Annotated in this window: 12 protein-coding genes; 5 read left to right on the top strand and 7 right to left on the bottom strand. The window is 61.9% G+C overall.

What is annotated here, in order from left to right; translation table 11 throughout:
• Window positions 1-120: 120 nt before the first annotated feature.
• Together R6254_RS14130 and R6254_RS14125 are read left to right on the top strand one after the other, a co-directional pair.
• Complete coding sequence (locus R6254_RS14130; RefSeq protein ID WP_318407695.1) at window positions 121-1,161, top strand: MerR family transcriptional regulator; 1,041 nt, start codon at window positions 121-123, stop codon at window positions 1,159-1,161.
• Window positions 1,162-1,180: 19 nt separating this feature from the next.
• Entirely contained in the window at window positions 1,181-2,608 is a 1,428-nt protein-coding gene (locus tag R6254_RS14125) for a carotenoid oxygenase family protein (protein WP_318407693.1), read from the top strand.
• 42 nt (window positions 2,609-2,650) lie between these two features.
• Here the strand turns inward: R6254_RS14125 and R6254_RS14120 are convergent, their stop codons facing one another.
• Window positions 2,651-3,937 (bottom strand): MFS transporter, encoded by a 1,287-nt coding sequence (locus R6254_RS14120; protein WP_318407692.1) that lies wholly within the window; start codon window positions 3,935-3,937, stop codon window positions 2,651-2,653.
• 493 nt (window positions 3,938-4,430) lie between these two features.
• Between R6254_RS14120 and R6254_RS14115 the strand changes: the two genes are divergently transcribed.
• The gene (locus R6254_RS14115) at window positions 4,431-5,492 is read left to right on the top strand and encodes an alpha/beta hydrolase family protein (protein ID WP_318407691.1); all 1,062 of its coding nucleotides are present in this window, start codon (window positions 4,431-4,433) and stop codon (window positions 5,490-5,492) included.
• 146 nt (window positions 5,493-5,638) lie between these two features.
• On the opposite strand, the gene fabV is transcribed toward R6254_RS14115, so the two are convergent.
• The gene (gene fabV, locus R6254_RS14110; protein ID WP_318407689.1) at window positions 5,639-6,829 is read right to left on the bottom strand and encodes an enoyl-ACP reductase FabV; all 1,191 of its coding nucleotides are present in this window, start codon (window positions 6,827-6,829) and stop codon (window positions 5,639-5,641) included.
• Window positions 6,830-6,928: 99 nt separating this feature from the next.
• On the opposite strand from fabV, the gene R6254_RS14105 reads away from it, so the two are divergent.
• On the top strand, window positions 6,929-7,594 hold the full coding sequence (locus R6254_RS14105; protein ID WP_412103178.1) for an ABC transporter ATP-binding protein: 666 nt from the start codon (window positions 6,929-6,931) through the stop codon (window positions 7,592-7,594).
• Window positions 7,595-7,681: 87 nt separating this feature from the next.
• On the opposite strand, the gene R6254_RS14100 is transcribed toward R6254_RS14105, so the two are convergent.
• The 5 genes from R6254_RS14100 to R6254_RS14080 all read right to left on the bottom strand — a co-directional run bounded on the left by R6254_RS14100 (window position 7,682) and on the right by R6254_RS14080 (window position 13,241).
• Window positions 7,682-9,064 carry a sodium-dependent transporter gene (locus R6254_RS14100; protein WP_318407686.1) on the bottom strand — a complete coding sequence of 461 codons (1,383 nt, stop codon included), beginning with the start codon at window positions 9,062-9,064 and terminating at the stop codon, window positions 7,682-7,684.
• Between the two features lie 94 nt (window positions 9,065-9,158).
• The gene (locus tag R6254_RS14095) at window positions 9,159-9,932 is read right to left on the bottom strand and encodes a TerC family protein (protein WP_318407685.1); all 774 of its coding nucleotides are present in this window, start codon (window positions 9,930-9,932) and stop codon (window positions 9,159-9,161) included.
• A 161-nt stretch (window positions 9,933-10,093) separates the two neighbouring features.
• Window positions 10,094-11,263 carry an AI-2E family transporter gene (locus R6254_RS14090; RefSeq protein ID WP_318407684.1) on the bottom strand — a complete coding sequence of 390 codons (1,170 nt, stop codon included), beginning with the start codon at window positions 11,261-11,263 and terminating at the stop codon, window positions 10,094-10,096.
• 176 nt (window positions 11,264-11,439) lie between these two features.
• The gene (locus R6254_RS14085) at window positions 11,440-12,183 is read right to left on the bottom strand and encodes a LytR/AlgR family response regulator transcription factor (protein WP_318407683.1); all 744 of its coding nucleotides are present in this window, start codon (window positions 12,181-12,183) and stop codon (window positions 11,440-11,442) included.
• Window positions 12,180-13,241 (bottom strand): sensor histidine kinase, encoded by a 1,062-nt coding sequence (locus R6254_RS14080; RefSeq protein ID WP_318407681.1) that lies wholly within the window; start codon window positions 13,239-13,241, stop codon window positions 12,180-12,182. The genes R6254_RS14085 and R6254_RS14080 overlap by 4 nt, the downstream gene beginning before the upstream one ends.
• A 231-nt stretch (window positions 13,242-13,472) precedes the next feature.
• On the opposite strand from R6254_RS14080, the gene argH reads away from it, so the two are divergent.
• Window positions 13,473-14,879, top strand: coding sequence for an argininosuccinate lyase (gene argH / locus R6254_RS14075; protein ID WP_318407680.1), 1,407 nt, complete (start codon window positions 13,473-13,475; stop codon window positions 14,877-14,879).
• The last annotated feature ends 22 nt before the right edge of the window (window positions 14,880-14,901 follow it).

The raw sequence follows: 14,901 nt of genomic DNA, 5'->3' as shown, positions 1-14,901 counted from the left end.
TAAAAAGTGGTCTCAAGCGGGCTAAAAAGATAGTGCATTTTATTTTCAAACATACCGTTCAAGCGCTTGACCCTCTCGTAGCGGCACGGTTTACGATGCCTGCAACTTGGAGATTCAGGCATGTTTTTGAAGATTGGTGAACTGGCCCGGCGCACGGGTCTGACGGTGCGCGCCTTGCGCCACTACGGGGACATCGGCCTGCTGACGCCCTCGGCGAGGTCGGAAGGCCGGTACCGGCTGTACGGCCGCGAGGATGTCGCCAGGCTGTACCGCATTCAGGCGCTCAGACGCCTGGACATTTCCCTGACGAACATAGTCGCCATCCTGGACAAAGAGGCGGGTGGACTGTCTGAAGTCGTGGCCCAACAATTGACACGGCTGGACCACCAGATTCGCCAGGCCAACACCTTGCGGGCTCATCTCGCCGAGTTGCAAAAGCAGTTGAGCAGCAACACCGAGCCCGGGCTGGACGATTGGCTGGTGGCCCTTGAAAGCATGGTCGCCGGCAACAAATATTTCAGCGACGAGGAAATGGCCAGCTTGAGCACGCAACGCAGCACGCTGGCGGAAACGCGCCAGACCGAAAAAGCCGCGCTGGCCGCGACGCTGCGAAACATGCTGGACACCGGGGTGTCGCCAGACAGTGCCCAGGGCATGGCCCTGGCACGCCGCTGGATTGAACTGCTGCTTGAGGAAGCCGGTGGCGACGAAGGGGTGTTGATCAAGATTTACACCATGCACTGGCATGAGCCGGCCCTGCATGCACTCACGGGGGTGCATCAGGCCGGTATGCAATTCATCTCACACGCCATGGCCTACAACCGTTTGGAACTGTACGCAGGGTATTGCAATGACCATGACATCAAGCGTCTGCGCCAGCACTACGTCCAACAAACCGACGCCTGGCCGCCGCTGATTGCGGCCATACGCGAACACATGTCTCGAGGCGCGGCGCCAGACAGCACCGACATGCAGGTGCTGGCGCGTCGCTGGCAAGCCATCTCCCTGGCCAAAGCCTGTGGCGACCCGCAATTGCAAATCAAACTTCAGAGAGCGTTTCAGAACGAGGCCGCCTTGCGCCTTGGCTCGGGCATAGACCTGCCCTTGACCAGCTACGTCAACCAAGCCATTCGACAACTTGAATCACCCCTTGCCCTTTAATCACGCCCCAGAAAGAACCATGACTTCGACGCAGCCAGTCCACCCTCATTTCTTCACCGGCAACTTTGCGCCTATCCAGCAGGAACACGATCTCCCGGCGCTGGAGGTCAGCGGCACCTTGCCCCTGGAACTGTCCGGCGCCCTCTACCGCGTCGGGCCCAATCCCCAACATACACCGCGCGACAACAACTACCACTGGTTCACCGGGGACGGCATGGTGCATGCTTTCTACATCGAGGCGGGGCAGGTCTCTTATCGCAACCGCTGGGCCCACACGCCCAAATGGACGCTGGAGCACCAGGCGGGACAAGCCCTCTTCGGCTCCTTTGGCAACCCCGCCACCAGCGATCCCGCCGCGCTGGGAAAAAACAGCGGCACGGCCAACACCAACGTGGTCTGGCATGGCGGCCGACTGTTTGCACTGGAAGAGTCCCATCAGCCCTTCGAACTCGACAGCCACACGCTGGCGTCCAAGGGACACCAGAGTTTTGGCGGACGCCTGACGACACGTTGCACCGCCCATCCGAAAGTTGATACCGACACCGGCGAGTTGCACTTCTTTGCCTACTCGCCCGACGGCCCCGGAACACCCGGCATGTTGTACGGGGTGATGGACAAGCACTGCGAAATCACCAGCCTGCAATCTTTCGATGCACCTTACGCCAGCATGGCGCACGACTTCATGCTGACCCGCAAGCATGTGTTGTTTCCCATCATGCCCCTGACCACCAGCGTGGAACGCGCGATGCGCGGCCAGCCGCTGCTGGCGTGGGAGAGTGGCAAGCAAACCCACGTGGGCGTGATGCGGCGCGGTGCATCGACAGACACAATGCGCTGGTTTGAAGCCGAGGCTTGTCATGTGTTTCATGTGATGAATGCCTGGGACGATGGCGACACCATCGTCGCCTATGTCATGCAGTCGGATGTCGCGCCCGGCTTGCCCGACGCCCAAGGCCGGCCCGGCGACCCGGGAAAAATGGCTGCCCGCTTGTGCCGCTGGACCTTTGACCTGGCAGGCGACAGCCCCGGCTTCCAGCGCGAGTACCTGGATGACCTGGTCGCCGAATTTCCGCGCATCGACGACCGGTATGCGGGCCTGCGCAACCGGTATGGTTTTTACACCTGCCATGCCACGGCACGCGACCGGGACGACTCGGAAAGTGTTCTGTTTGACAGCCTGGCCTGTTTCGATTTTGCGACCGGCCAACGAAGCCTCTACACCCTGGCGGCCGGCGATGTCGTCTCAGAGCCCGTGTTTGTTCCGCGCTCCGCGGACGCCGGCGAAGGGGATGGCTGGTTGCTGGCCGTGGCCTGGCGCGAACAGGAAAACCGCAGCGACCTGTTGATCATCGACGCGATGAACCTCAGCGCAGGGCCGCTGGCGATTGCGCACTTGTCACACCGGATGCCGTTTGGGTTTCATGGAAACTGGCGGGCCAATACCTGAGATGGCCAAGCGCGCGGCCGTGCGCCAGAGCGCCCTTTCACCTCATGCGCGTCCTTTGGATGCGGGGGCCGTTGCTTCAAAGCGCTCATCCATACCAGCCGGCACGGCCGCCTTGGCCATCATCGCCACCAGACCAGCGGCGATGAGGTTGGCGCAGAGGCTGGCCAGTATCGGCAAGGTGTAGCTGCGCTGGAGGTCAAAGGCAAACCCGGCGGCGCTGGGACCGATCAGGGTGCCAAAAGCCACACTGGTGTAAAGCACACCGATGATGCTGCTGACATGGCGTCCGCCGAAATAGTCCATGACCAGCGCCGGGAGTATCGCCACAAAGCCGCCGTAGAACACACCATAGGTAAACGCAAAAACCGCCAGCGCCCAAAAACTGGCCGACACCGCCCAGACGGCCAGCGCGAGTGCCATGCCCACAAACATGACCCACAGTGTGCGCGGTCTACCCATGCGGTCCGCCAGGCCGCCCAGGAAAAAGCGTCCCGCGGTGCTCCCGACACCAATCACGCCCAGCAGCAGGACCGCCAGAGACAGCAGAACACCATGGTCCAGCGCGTAGGGAAGCAGATGCACAAAAGGCACAAACAGCCCGAAGGAGCCAACCAGGCAGGCCGCATACAGCCCGATGAAGCGCCGGGACTTGATCGCCTCCCGCACGGAAAGACCTGACGGCTGCCGCAGGTGTGCGTCCGCTGGCGGAGGATCACCATCGGGCCCCAAGCCGCGGGCACGCGGGTCGTTCTCGATCAGCAGCGCCATGCCCGCCCCCAGGATGGCCGCCAGACAGCCCAGGACGAGGTAGGCGTTGCGCCAGCCCATCGCCTCAATCAGGATTGACGCCAGAGGCGGCATGACCAGGGTGCCGACACCAATCCCGCTCACGGCCAGTCCGGAAGCAAAGCCGCGCCGTTTGACAAACCAGCGCTGCACAGCGCCCAGAACAGGCACATAAGAGCAACCCACGCCCAGTCCCACACCCAAGCCGTAAGCAAGATACACCTCCACCAGGCTGCGCGCCATGCCAGCCAGGATCAGGCCCAAGCCGGTCAGCAACATGCCGACGACCGCCAAGCGGCGCGAGCCCCAGCGGTCGGCCAGCGGACCACTGACCACGCCAAGGCCGAAGTACAAAAAACCGGCGAGCGAAAACACCAGGGACACCGAACCGCGCGAGGCGCTGAAATCCCGCTGCAAGGATTCGAGAAAAGCGCTGAAGGTATAGGCGCTCCCGAAGCCCACAAAGGTCACGGCGAAAGCGCCTGCCACCACCCACCAGCCATGAAAAATGCGGGCCCCGGCCGGCGCGGGTGAGTGGTTCAAGAACGTCCCCCGGTCAGGCCTGCGGCTGAGGACAAGCGGCGCGTCTTGCCTTCTTGCCACGGATAAAGGAAGCTAAAGTGAGAGGGATTGATCAGGTGCCGCAAAACTGTCTCCTGTGCGTGGAATTATTTGCCAATTGTGGACGGTGGAAGATCAGCGTACAAATCAATTTTTCGGTCGTATTCAGACAAAAAATCAGCGCGTCCAACTCGCGGGCATCGCCTGGCTCAAGGACTGTGCTTATTACCTCGTCTACCCGAAAAACCGCCGCGCTTGCCTTGAGAAAATCACCTATGCCACTTCAGCGCATGCTTGTACGTCAATGAGCTGCGGGCGCCTGCGGCGGCAGTCCCTGGCCCGTTCGCGCGCGTTTTCTGCAGCTGGCGCCGCCTGATCGGCATTTCGTCGCACGCTCCGCGACGCCGCGCAAACGCGCGTGGATACTTCGCCTGCTCATCCCCGCAACACCACCCAACACTAAAGGTATCCATCCATGTTTACCCGTTCCCTCTTTGGTTTTCGTGCCCTCCCGCTTGTCATGGCAGCGGCCTGTGCCCTGCTGCTGCAACCTGCCGCCAACGCCGCCGAGGCGGGCTTTCGCCAAATGACGGTGGCCGCCAACAGAGCGGAGGACAAGCCCGCCCACTTCGCGCTTTATTACCCGACGCCTGATGCGGCCCGGGTGATTGCCATGGGGCCGTTCCCGCAGACCGTGGCCATCAACGGCGCACCAGAGTCGAAATTCAAGGGCCTCATTGTGATCAGTCATGGCACGGCCTCCACCGAGACTGGCTTTGCCACGCTGGCGCAAGCGCTGGCGCGCAACGGCTACCTGGTTGCAAGTGTCGAGCACGTGGGCGATACCTGGCAGGACCAGTCGATGCGTGCCACGCCGGCGCGCTACTTTGCCGAGCGGCCGCGCCAGGCCTCGCGCGTGATCGACACCTTGCTCGCCGACCCGCAGTGGCGCGCACGCATTGCCAATGGTGCCGACGGGCGGCCGCTGATCGGTGCATTAGGCCATTCGGCGGGCGGCTACACGGTACTGGCGCTGGCAGGCGGCAAGCCGGTGCTCTCGCGTCTGCGCACGCATTGCGAGACCGAAGCGGAGCTGGATCCCGTCCTGTGCAAGTTGTCGCGCGCCATGGGCGGCGCCTCGGTGCAGGCCGGCGCCGCCGCGGACGGGCAGGAGGAGCCGGTGCAGGCCGATACGCGCGTGCGCGCAGTGATGGCATTGGCGCCTATGGGCGTGGCGTTCAGCGCGTCCTCGCTGGCATCGATCACCGTGCCGGTGGCCATTTACGCGGGCGAAAAAGACACCTTCCTCGTGCCGCGCTTCCACGCGCAATGGATCATGCAGAACATGCGCGGCGCCAACGCAACGCTGCAACTCGTGCCCAATGCAGGACACTACGCGTTCATGAACACACCGACGATGGACCTGCCCTCACCGGACGGCAGCGTGGCCGGGGACCCGCAAGGTTTCGACCGGGCTGCGTTCCTGGACCGCCTTGCACAAGAGTCGATCGCATTTTTCGACAAGAATTTGCGATAACTGTGAGTACGTTATTACGTCGAACGCGGACATCCCACTTTTTTTAAACTCAAATCTATCTCGACAAATCACCGCGAACGCGTCCTACCGGCTATGCGCGGTGATCCATGTCAGACGCGCATGAATACCGCGCCCACAACCCCAACCTAAACGAGGTTGGGAATCGCCACATCAGGATTCACGTCGGCCTCATAGTCCACACCTTCGACCGCGAAGCCGAAGAGGCGTAAAAATTCGGTCTTGTAACCGGCGAAATCGGTGAGTTCGTAGAGGTTCTCGTTGGTGACCTGGTTCCAGAGTTCCTGCACGCGGGCCTGCACCGCTGGCGCCAGTTCCTTGTAGTCCGCGCGCAACCGGCCTTCTTCGTCCAGGTGCGGCGAAGCGCCATACAGGCTGTCGGCATACAAGCCGTAGACCTGCTCGATACAGCCTTCGTGGGTGCCCTGCTCTTTCATGACCTTGAACAGCAGCGACAGGTAGAGCGGCATCATGGGGATGGCCGAGCTGGCTTGCGTGACCACCGCCTTCAGAACCGAGACACGTGCATCGCCGCCCTTGGCGGCCAGGCTGTCGCGGAGGCCCAGCACTTTGTGGTCCAGGTCTTTCTTGGCGGCACCAATGGAGCCGTTCCAATAAATATCGCGGGTGACCTGTTCGCCCAGGTAGGTAAACGCGGTGGTCTTGGCGCCATCGGCCAGCACACCGGCCGCCTGCAACGCGTCTATCCACATCTGCCAGTCTTCACCGCCCATCACGGCCACGGTGTTGTCGATTTCTTCCTGCGTGGCCGGCTGCAAGACCGTCTCTTTGACAACTTCGTTGTCGGTATCTATGCCACGCAGGTTGACGGCCTTGCCGATGGGTTTCAGTGTCGAATTGAAGACCTCGCCGGTCTTGGGGTGGGTGCGCCTGGGCGCTGCGAGGCTGTAAACCACCAGATCCACCTGACCCAAGTCCTGCTTGATCAGGTCAATGGTTTTTTGCTTGATCTCGTCGGAAAAAGCGTCGCCATTGATGCTCTTCGCATACAGGCCTTTGTCCGCGGCGAAACGATGGAAAGCGGCCGTGTTGTACCAGCCTGGCGAACCGGGCTTGCTCTCGCTGCCGGGGCGCTCGAAGAAAACGCCCAGCGTGTCCGCGCCGCAGCCGAAAGCCGCGGTGATACGTGCGGCCAGGCCGTAGCCGGTTGACGCGCCCAGCACCAGGACTTTTTTGGGGCCGCTGGCAATGGCGCCTTGGGCAGTGACGTAGTCGATTTGCTGCTTGACGTTGGCTTCGCAGCCCGTGGGATGGGTGGTGACACAGATGAAGCCACGCACGCGGGGTTTGATGATCATGATAAGTTCGCTGGTGAGATGCCGAGCCTGCAATGAAGAGGCACAAGAGACTTCAAACATTGTAAGCAAGGCGATTGACCTGCCAAATTCATGTCCAATATGCGCATGACACAGCCGCAGCAACCCGACCCGCAGAACCAAGCCCTGCCCGCCATCCTTCAAATCGAAGACCTGTGTTTTGCTTACCCGGAACGAGCCTTGTTTGCCGACTGGTCGGCCGCCATCCGGCCCGGTGTGAGCCTGGTGCGTGGCGGTGACGGGCGTGGCAAAACAACCTTGCTGCGTCTGCTGGCGGGGGTCTTGCCCGCCGATGCCGGGCGCTTGCAGATCAAGGGCATCACCTTGTTGGATCAGGCGCCGGCCTACCGCCAGCAACTGTTCTGGGTCGATCCACGGACAGATGCTTTCGATCAGATGAAACCGCAAGCATTTTTTGACGTTCAACGCGGGTTTTATCCCGGGTTTGATGACGTGGCGCTGAAGGCCTTGATCGAAGGTTTGGCCCTGGCGCCGCAGATGGACAAACAGCTTTACATGTTGTCCACGGGTTCCAAACGCAAGGTCTGGCTGGCCGCGGCCTTTGCGTCGGGTGCGGCGCTGACCTTGCTGGACATGCCTTTTGCCGCGCTGGACAAGGCTTCCATCGCTTTTGTGCTGGCGTTGCTGCAAGAGGCGGCGGATCACCCCACACGTGCGTGGGTGGTGGCGGATTACGATGCGCCCCGCGATGTGCGCCTGAGCGGCCTGATGGATCTCGGCGATTGACTTCGCCAGTCGCTATCAAACAAATAGCTGACTACGCCCACCCTATATGGTCTACAGGCACTTTTTCCTTAAAAAGTTCGCATTTCCCTAAAAAACGTTCAGCCCCTTGAGCATCACGATCAGGATCAGCAACGGCGAGACATAACGCAACAGGAAAAACACGGTGCGCACCAGTTTTTCATTACGCAACTGACCGTGGTTGCTCAGTGACTGCCGGAACTTGTCAAAGCCCCAGACCCAGCCGACGAACAGGGCGATAAAAATGCCGCCAGCCGGCAGCAGGATGTTGGATGACACCACATCAAACAAATCGAACAGGTTCAGGCCCCAGAGCTTGAAGTCGGCCAGCCTGCTGTTGCTCAGCGCGCAGCCCGAACCCAACAGAACCAGCAGCAACAGGGTCAGCAAGGTGGCCTTGGGACGCGACAGGCCCCAGCGCTCATGCAGGATCAGCACCGGCACTTCCATCATCGACAACATCGCGCCTGTGGCCGCGACGGCCGCCAGCACAAAAAAGATCACCATCAGCACCTGCCCCGCCGGGATCTGGGAAAACACCGCCGGAATGGTGATAAACACCAGGGCCGGCCCCGCGGTCGGCGCAAAACCAAAGGTGAACACCGCCGGAAAAATGGCGATGCCGGCCAGCATGGACACACACAAGTCCGCACTCATGACCCGGAAGGTGGTCTGCGGGATGTTCTGGTCGTCGCGGAAATAGCTGCCATAGGTCATCATGGTGCCCATGCCCAGCGAGAGCTTGAAAAAAGCCAGGCCCATGGCCGTCAGCACCACCGACGCGCTCATTTTGCTGAAGTCGGGTTTGAAGAGAAAAGCCAGACCCTCCAACGCCTTGTCCAGCGACAGGCTGACCGCACACAACAGCAAGAGCAGCAAAAACAAAAGCGGCATCAGTTTTTTGGTCAAGGCCTCGATGCCCTTGGTCACGCCCATCAGCAATATGCCGCCTATAAACACCAGCACACCCCACTGCCACAAGAGTGATTGCAGCGGGTCGCTGATCAAGGCGTTAAACGCGGCCTCGGTCACCTGCGGATCGCTGCTGAGAATGGAGCCGCGTAGCGCCTTGAGCACATAGGCAAACACCCAGGCCACGACTTCGGAATAAAACGACAGGATCAAAAAAGCGGCCAGCATGCCGGCCACGCCTATCAGCCACCAGGGCTGCCGGTTCGGCGTCAGGGTTTGCAGGGTGGAGATGGGGTTGGCCTTGGCTGCGCGGCCAAGGCTGATCTCGGCCATCATCACCGGCAGGCCGATCAGCAAGGTTGCCAGCAGGTAGACCAGCAAAAAACCCGCACCGCCGTTGGCCCCGGTCAGGTAGGGAAACTTCCAGATATTGCCCAGGCCGACCGCCGAACCCAGGGTGGCGGCCAACACGCCAAAACCAGAGCTAAAACCGGCCCGCTTCAGGCCGGAGGGGGGTGGCGTCTGGGTTGGGCGGGTCATGACGGTCTTTTCAGATGGGCTGACACACTATCAAATATATAGCTGTTAGCGCCCGCAGTATAAGGGCTGAAGGCCAAAAAGGCTTACGAAGCTCTCATTTCGATCCGGGACTGCCAAGCTCATCGTCGGCCGAATAAGAAGTCCGCAGGTGCGCCGGTTTGACCGTGCGCTTGCGCAAACGGATGTTGAGCATCTCCACCCCGATGGAAAAAGCCATCGCAAAATAAATGTAGCCCTTGGGCACATGGTGATCGAACCCTTCGGCGATCAGCACCACACCGACCACCACCAGGAAGGACAGGGCCAGCATCTTGATGGTCGGGTGTTCGGACACAAAACGGCCGATGGCGCCGGCAAACAGCATCATCATGGCGACCGAGGCGATCACCGCGGCAATCATCACCGGCAGGCTGTCGACCATACCGACGGCCGTGATGATGGAGTCCAGCGAAAACACCATGTCGACCACCATGATCTGCAGGATCACCGCGGTGAACGTCGCCTTGACGGCGCTGGACGCGTGGCCCTCCTCGCCTTCAAGCGACTGGTGGATTTCGCCGGTGCTTTTCCAGATCAGGAACAGGCCGCCGGCGATCAGGATCAGGTCGCGCCCGGAGATCTCCTGATTCAGCACGGTGAACAGCGGCGCCACCAGCCCGATGATCCACGACAAGACCAGCAACAGGCCGATACGCATGAACATGGCCATGAACAGGCCCAGACGGCGCGCCAGCGCCTGCTTTTCCTTGGGCAGCTTGTCGACAAGAATCGAAATAAAGACGATGTTGTCAATGCCCAGGACCAGCTCGAGGGCGGTGAGCGTGCCAAAGGCAATCCAGGCTTGCGGGTCGCTCAGCAGTTCCATCATGATATTAGTTCTTTCTTTTCATTGATCTAGCGCGGCCATGTTAGCGCCCGCTGGAGTTCAACACCAGCAGGGGCGGCGGGACTGGCTTTGCCAGACCGCAGGCGCAGCGGCCCCCTCTAGTGGGGCAGCGCAGTACGCGAAGCGACAAGCGTGGGGGCCATCTAGGACCCGAGGAATTCGCCAATCGGCTTCAAGTCGTCGACCCGGTCACACACGGATTTCACGATCATCATGATGGGAATCCCCAGCAGCAGGCCCCAGACACCCCAGAGCCAGCCCCAGGCCAACAACCCGACAAACACCGCCACCGGGCTCAGGCGACTCGCCCGGCTGGTCAGCCAGGGCGTGATGAGGTTGCCCACAATGGCGTGGATAAGCAGCGAGGCGCCGCCCACCAGCAGCGCCATGTTGAGCGAGCCAAATTGCAAAAAACCGACCAGGGCCGAAGCCGCCGCCGTGATCAGGGAACCCACATAAGGCACGAGGTTGAGCACACCGGCCGCTATGCCCCAGACCGGCGCGTTGTCCAGCCCAATAGCCAGCAGCGCCAGCCAGGTCAACACGCCCACCAGCGCGCTGGTCAACAGCTGCACCTGCAGGTAGCGCTGGATCTGGCCGGTGATTTCCTGCAGCGCCTGCAGGGTGATTTTTTTGCTGCTCAGACTGGGCCCGGCCAGCTTGATCAGCTTGCGCCGAAAGGTATCGCCCGACAGCATCAAAAAGTAGGTCAGGAAAACCACCACCGTGGTCTGGCCGGCCAGGGCCAGCAGGCCGATGGTGCCTGTCCACAAATAATCCTTCACATTAAAACGCGAAGGCTCGACCACCACCCGCATGACGCCGCGGTTGGGGCCTGAGGCGGCGGCACTCTCCTGGGCGGCCTGCTCTATTTGCGACGCGGCTTTTTGCATGGTTTCCAGCGCGCCGTCCGGTTTGCCGCGCGTTTTCACGGTTTGCCTGAACTTCTGCGCCGCCGCCGGCAGCGACTCCAGCAGTTGCGCGGCCTCATCGCTGAGCGAATACGCGGTGGAGCCCATCGCGCCCACAATCGCCAGCAGCAGCACCGCCGAACCCAGCCAACGCGGCACACGTTTGATTTCCATCCAGTTCACCACCGGCGACAGCGCGTAGCTGAACAAGACGCTGAGCATGACCGGGATAAACACCGCCTTGGCCCAATGCAGCACAAACAAGCCGGCCAGCAAGGCCAGCACCATCAGCGACATATTGCGGATGTCCACCGGCATGTGCAAAAGCACCCGTGACGGGTCGGTCAAAGTCGCCGCTTCAGGCTCTATCGGTGGTGCGGGGGCAGCGTCTTCTTTGGTCATGCAGGGTCCTTGTCAAGCTCTGTGGGCCGGCCCCTCCGGCTGGGGGCTGAAACCGGGACGGGGTGGTCGCCGTCATCCCAGCGCCTCATTCAAACCGAAAACTGGCGCCAAGCCTGTAGGACGCCTGCACCGAAACGCCGCAGCGGCCGCGCTGTCTGCGCCGCTCCGCCCGTTCTTCAGCCCGCAATGGCTTCCCGCACCGCGCTGAGCTGGCGCCGCGACACGGCCAGCAAGTCGTCAATGCCGTTGAGCCGCAACGCCCAGCCTTCGCCTTCTTCGGGATCAAAATGTTTTTCCAGGGCGCGCACGGCGCGGCGTGCCACCAACGCGTTGCGGTGGATACGCATGAACTGCGGGTAACGTTCTTCCAGCTCGTTCAGGCTGCCGTCAAGAATGTAACTTTTGCCGGCGGTACGCACAGTGACATATTTCAGCTCGGCCTTGAGGTACAACACCTCGGTCAGCGGCACCCGTTCGGTCCGGCCGCGATCCTGGATCACCAGGTGTTCAGCAGTCAAATCGGGCTGCAGCCCTTTGACCGCCTGCGCAAGTCGCTCTACTTTTTGTAGCGCCTGCTGCAGGCGCTCCAGCCGCACGGGTTTGGTCAGGTAGTCCACGGCTTCGAGTTCAAAAGCCTGCACCGCGTGTTCGGAGTGGGCCGTCACAAATACCACTGCCGGCGGTTGCGGCAGGCGGGCAATGGCCTGCGCCAAGCTCATGCCGTCGGCGCCTGGCATACGGATGTCCAGCAGCACCACGTCGAAACTTTCACGGCGTAACGCGTCCATGGCCTGCACCGCGTGGGCGGCTTCGGCGGCCACCGTGGCGGCCGGCGCCGTGCAGTCGCCCAGCAAGGTGCGCAGGCGGGAACGTGCCAACGCCTCGTCATCCACAATCAATGCCCTGAGGCTTGCCGTCATAGGGGAATCTCCATCCTCACCTGGAACACACCGTCCTTGAACACGGTCTTGAACTGCGCCTGCACATCATGCAGCAGCGCCAGGCGTTCGCGCACATTGGCCAGCGCCAGCCCGTGGCCGCGCTCGCCCACGCCAGCTGGCGTGGAATTGGTCACCTTGAGCACCACCAGGCCGCCGCGGCGCACGGTCGAGATTTTGACCTGCGCGCCCGCCGCGCTGGGCTCCACACCATGGCGCACGGCATTTTCCACCAGCGGCTGCAACAGCAAAGGCGGCAGTTTCGCCGGATTGGCTTCGGGGTCCAGGCTCCACGACACCTGAAGGCGGTCGCCGAAACGGATTTGCTCAATCGCCATATAACGCTGCGCCAACTCGATTTCCTGACCCAAAGTCACCGACTCGGTGGCGTCGGCCAGCGCGTGGCGAAACAGCTCGGCCAAATCTTCCAGCACGGTCTCGGCCTTGGCCGGCTCGGCCCGGACCAGGGCGATGGCGCTGTTGAGCGTATTGAATAAAAAATGCGGCCGGATGCGCGACTGCAGCTCGGCGAGCCGCGCCGCGGTCGCGGCTGGCGTACGCGCCTTGGCGCGCCAGACCAGGCCGGCGACCAGCACCGACGACAACAAGGCCCCAGCGGCGGCACTGGCCCACCACGGCGCCGGGTCCAGCAAACCCATCATGACCAGCAGACCGCAGCCGTACAGGCCCGCCAGGGCGCCCAGGCCAATACCACCCACCCACTGAAAAGCCTTGCGCAGCCGGGCCAGGTAGCTCTTGAGAACACAAGCGGCGATCAGCCAGGCCAGGGTGGCCGGCAACACGCCGCCGGTCAGCAGGGAGAAACGCAGCAACCACTCGGTCAACTGGCCAGCGCCGAACATGGCGCCGACACCCACCACCGCCTCCACAAACAAGACCGCCCGCAACACCACCCCCACATTGCAGGCATCAAAAACAGTCACCCGCGCCGGCTGCCGGGCTGGTGCGTCCTCCGGCTGGCTGAGGCCGCCCAGCACCGAGGACTCGTCAAATGGGGATAGGTCGGACGGAAGGCTCATGAAAAAGGGGCTGCCGGTTGTTCTTGGTGGGTTTCGCAGGGGCGGCTTTGTCACCGTTTGAAGCCGGGCTTTTCAGCCCGGCGGGCACACAGATAAAATCAAGGTCATTAGTATTGCACCAGCGGCAGCCTTAAAACCGGCGCCAAACCCCTACTTACCCGCAAATTAAGCGCCCTGCCCCCGGCACCGCGCCCGTGATGCCGGCAGCGGCACCCCCAAAGAAAGCCTGAAGTGAGCCAACTCGACAAAAAATCCCAAGCCTGGTCCGCCCTGTTCTCCGAACCCATGAGCGACCTGGTCAAACGCTATACCGCCAGCGTGTTTTTTGACAAGCGCCTGTGGCAGGCCGACATTGCCGGCTCGCTGGCCCACGCCGAGATGCTGGCCGCACAAAACATCCTGGGCGCCGCCGACCACGCGGCCATCCAGCAAGGCCTGGCGCAAATCAGCCAGGACATAACATCCGGCGCCTTTGAGTGGAAGCTGGACCTCGAAGACGTGCACCTGAACATCGAGGCGCGCCTGACCCAGTTGGTCGGCGATGCCGGCAAACGCCTGCACACCGGCCGCTCCAGGAACGACCAGGTCGCCACCGACGTGCGCCTGTGGCTGCGTGGCGAAATCGACCTGATAGGCGGCCTGCTGGTCGACCTGCAAAAAGCGCTGGTGGATATTGCCGAGAAAAACGTCGAGGTCATCCTGCCGGGTTTTACCCACCTGCAGGTGGCGCAACCCGTCAGTTTTGGCCACCACATGCTGGCTTATGTCGAGATGTTCGCACGCGACGCCGAACGCTTGCTGGATGTGCGTAAACGCGTGAACCGCCTGCCACTGGGCGCCGCCGCCCTGGCCGGCACCAGCTACCCGCTGGACCGCGAACGTGTCGCCAAAACCCTGGGCATGGTCGATGCCCAGGGCCTGCCCCAGGTCTGCCAGAACAGCCTGGACGCCGTGAGCGACCGCGACTTTGCGATTGAATTCACCGCCGCGGCCTCGCTGGCCATGATCCACATCAGCCGCCTGAGTGAAGAACTGGTGTTGTGGATGAGCCAGAGTTTTGGCTTCATCGACATCGCCGACCGCTTTTGCACCGGCTCGTCCATCATGCCGCAGAAGAAAAACCCCGACGTGCCCGAACTGGCCCGCGGCAAAACCGGCCGCGTGGTTGGCCACCTGATGGGCCTGATCACCTTGATGAAAGGCCAGCCCCTGGCCTACAACAAGGACAACCAGGAAGACAAGGAGCCGCTGTTCGACACCGTGGACACGCTCAAAGACACGCTGCGCATTTTTGCCGAAATGGTGGGCGGCATCACCGTCAAACCCGAAGCCATGGAACGCGCCGCCCTCAAGGGTTATGCGACCGCCACCGACCTGGCCGACTACATGGTCAAGAAGGGTTTGCCCTTCCGCGATGCGCATGAAGCCGTGGCGCACGCGGTGAAAGCCGCCATTTCACACGCGGTCGACCTGTCGGAGCTGCCGCTGGCCGTGTTGCAGCAATTCAACCCGAAGATCGAAAAAGACGTGTACGACGTGTTGAGTCTGCGTGGCTCGCTGAACGCCCGCAACATCCTGGGCGGCACCGCGCCGGCGCAGGTGCGGGCACAAATTGCGCGGCACCGCGCTCGGCTGTAAAACGTCTGCCGGGGCAGTGCTG

The organism is Polaromonas potterensis (assembly GCF_033446725.1).
GTDB lineage: Bacteria > Pseudomonadota > Gammaproteobacteria > Burkholderiales > Burkholderiaceae_C > Polaromonas.
The sequence above is the reverse complement of the archived record's forward strand: the minus strand, read 5'-3'. Positions and strand labels throughout refer to the sequence as shown.

Bases quoted from the DNA above. Each gene is read 5' to 3' on its own strand.
- R6254_RS14090 (WP_318407684.1), bottom strand. From the start codon at position 11,263: ATGACCAAAGAAGACGCTGCCCCCGCACCACCGATAGAGCCTGAAGCG.
- fabV (WP_318407689.1), bottom strand. From the start codon at position 6,829: ATGATCATCAAACCCCGCGTGCGTGGCTTCATCTGTGTCACCACCCAT.
- R6254_RS14095 (WP_318407685.1), bottom strand. From the start codon at position 9,932: ATGATGGAACTGCTGAGCGACCCGCAAGCCTGGATTGCCTTTGGCACG.
- R6254_RS14085 (WP_318407683.1), bottom strand. From the start codon at position 12,183: ATGACGGCAAGCCTCAGGGCATTGATTGTGGATGACGAGGCGTTGGCA.
- R6254_RS14125 (WP_318407693.1), top strand. From the start codon at position 1,181: ATGACTTCGACGCAGCCAGTCCACCCTCATTTCTTCACCGGCAACTTT.
- R6254_RS14105 (WP_412103178.1), top strand. From the start codon at position 6,929: ATGCGCATGACACAGCCGCAGCAACCCGACCCGCAGAACCAAGCCCTG.
- R6254_RS14115 (WP_318407691.1), top strand. From the start codon at position 4,431: ATGTTTACCCGTTCCCTCTTTGGTTTTCGTGCCCTCCCGCTTGTCATG.
- R6254_RS14130 (WP_318407695.1), top strand. From the start codon at position 121: ATGTTTTTGAAGATTGGTGAACTGGCCCGGCGCACGGGTCTGACGGTG.
- R6254_RS14100 (WP_318407686.1), bottom strand. From the start codon at position 9,064: ATGACCCGCCCAACCCAGACGCCACCCCCCTCCGGCCTGAAGCGGGCC.
- R6254_RS14080 (WP_318407681.1), bottom strand. From the start codon at position 13,241: ATGAGCCTTCCGTCCGACCTATCCCCATTTGACGAGTCCTCGGTGCTG.